Origin of the sequence: Methylobacterium sp. Leaf87 (assembly GCF_001422775.1) — a bacterium.
GTDB lineage: Bacteria > Pseudomonadota > Alphaproteobacteria > Rhizobiales > Beijerinckiaceae > Methylobacterium.
In genome coordinates this window covers 1-2,478 of record NZ_LMMI01000052.1, presented here as the reverse complement: position 1 = coordinate 2,478, position 2,478 = coordinate 1, and the positions used below count along the sequence as shown (strand labels likewise).

At 70.0% G+C, this 2,478-nt stretch carries 1 protein-coding gene; it reads left to right on the top strand.

Annotated features, from left to right (window positions below; genetic code table 11):
* The first annotated feature begins 349 nt into the window (after positions 1 to 349).
* Positions 350 to 2,302, top strand: a complete 1,953-nt coding sequence (locus tag ASF22_RS18970) for a hypothetical protein (protein ID WP_056267214.1) — start codon at positions 350 to 352, stop codon at positions 2,300 to 2,302.
* The last annotated feature ends 176 nt before the right edge of the window (positions 2,303 to 2,478 follow it).

Below are 2,478 nucleotides of genomic sequence, written 5' to 3'. Positions count from 1 at the left end.
GCGCTCGCCCGACCAGCTCCGCCGGCCAAGCTACCCGTGGCGGAACGGCCCACCGTGCACTAACTTTACCCTTGGACCACCTCGTGGGGGCCGATCAGTTGTGGAGAGAGCCTCCGTTGGGCTGCCGGATTCGGCGAGGGCAGCCCAATCAGGTCGTTCCCATCCCAGTTGGGAACCCCGGCGATTCGTACCCGATCCGGGGTCGAGGGCACCCCAATCCCGGGGGCCGGGGCGGCTTCCCCAGGGCGGGCCGCCCCCAGGGGGTCGGTTCAACCGAGGCCGTTTGCTGAAAGCATGCGACGCGGGTAGCATTCTCAGGTTCGCGGGAGTGCTGCCCCACGAGCCTCAGATGACCCTACGGAACATGGCCAACCTCTCGCCCCTCCCTTGCCCTGCGACCCGCGCCCATCTCCGGCGCGAGCATGTCGCGTGGCTCAACCCGAAGGGGTCGGTCGGACGCGTCTGGATCGGGCGGAAGGTCATCGAGGGCGACCGCGAGACCTTCGAGGGCGACACCGTCGATCCCGCCGACGCCCCCAGCAGCCCCCATTTCGAGACGGCGCAGCTTGTGTCCGCGAACCGGTTCTGGGGACGTCGCCGGAGCAGCGAGACCCTGAAATCCTGGGGCTCGATCCCCCTCGACTTCGACTACAACCAGCGCGGCCTTCCCTACGACGGCTGGGAGCCCGAGGACGTCATGGCCCTCCTCGTCGACGGTTTCGAGGCCGCGGGCCTTCCCCAGCCGTCCGCGTGGATCTTCTCGGGCCGGAACATCCAGGGCACCTTCGCCTTTGACGGAGCCAAGGCCGCTGCATGGCCCCGCGTCCGCGCCACGATCGCAGCTCTCCACGGTCCTGTCCTCGCCTCGAACGGCATGCCGCTTCGGCGCCGCCGTCGCGACGATGCCGAGTTAGATGCCCACGAGGCTCGCATGCTGCCCCTGTGGCGTCTGTTCCGCGACTGCGGCCTCGATCGCGTCTGCACGGACGCCGCTCGCGTCGTCCGCCTCGTCGGCAGCGTCAACCCGAAGAGTGGCCGGATGGCCCGCCTGCTCGCCCCTGCCGTATTTGCGGACGCCACTCGCTACACCTTCCACGCCCTCGCCGACGCGATCCTGCCCGTTGCCCGGCACGTCCTCACCGAGCGCCGTCGCGAGCGCACCGAGGCAGTCGGTGCCAACGACAACGCAGCCCCGAAGGCCGTCCGTCGCGTCCCATCGGGCTATTGGCCGACCGTCCTCTCCGACCTCCTTGCGCTGCGCGAGCACCGTGGCGGGATTCGGAAGGGTGGCCGCGAGACGTGGCTGTTCCTGACGGCCAACGCCACCGCCCAAATGAAGGGCGGATCGCGTGAGGACTGGGTCGCCGAGCTCGCCCCCCTGGCAGGCCTGTCCGAGCGCGAGGCCTTCGCTGCCTTGGGATCCCTCGACCGTCGCCAGCGCCGCCACGACGCCGGGGAGACGGACACGTGGGAGGGGACGGAGCGGTCGCCCCTGTACGGCTACAGCGCCGCCCGCATGGTCGACCTGTTGGACATCCAGGTCGACGAGGCGGACGCCGCAGGCCTCAGGGCCCTCGTCCCGGGCGGAGCGGTCGCCATGACCCCGGCGGAGCGCCAGACTGCCCGCCGGCGCCGCCTCAATGCCTCCGCGCGCACGGACACCGTCGAGGACCGCATCGTGGACGGGCTGTTCGGGCTCGGGATGCGGTCCGAGGGCTGGACGATCGCCGAGGTCTGCTACACGACCGGACGGGGCCGCACGAGCCAGCTCCGCGCCATGGCCGAGGCCGCCGAGGACCTGCGAGTCAACGGCCCGACGAAGCTCACCATCCCGTCCGAGCCGACCTCCACCGTCGAAGTGTCCGAGGCTCAGCCGGTAGTCCACAGTTCGTCACGCTATATTGTGGGCTCCGCCTCGCGAGGCTCCCGCCCTGCCTCCAAGCCCTCGGCCCCGGCTCCCGGCGAGGTCCGGATCGTCCAGCACACCGTCCACCACGCCGAGGTTGAGACCGCAACAGCCCGATGGACGTGGATCACGACGAAGCTCCCCGTCTTCGGCTGGAACGAGGTTTGGGAAATCCAGGGGGCGTCCGGCGCTTCCGTGGATCCTGCCGACGTGGCCTTGGCCGAGGATGCCCGCCAGGCCCTGTCGGACCGCCTCATGGCGTCCCAGTCCCGTCCCCGCCGTGCCGCGTCTCACCGGCCATCCTCGGCCCGCGTCCCCGCTGCCCGGACCGTCCCGACCGTAGCCTACGACCTCAAGCGCGAGGCCGAGCTCTACCGCATAGCATCTGGTCGGTGACGCTCGTTCGCCCCTTGTTCCAGGCGGGGGGTCGCGGTAGAATCTCTCTGCCTCCATAGGGCGGGATGCAGCACATCTTGACCTGACCGGTATTTTGGACCGAGCCAATTGGAAGGCTACTGCATGGTGGCGGCCATGGGTAGCCGGAAGGCCAGATCCGGGAGGGTGACAGGCGC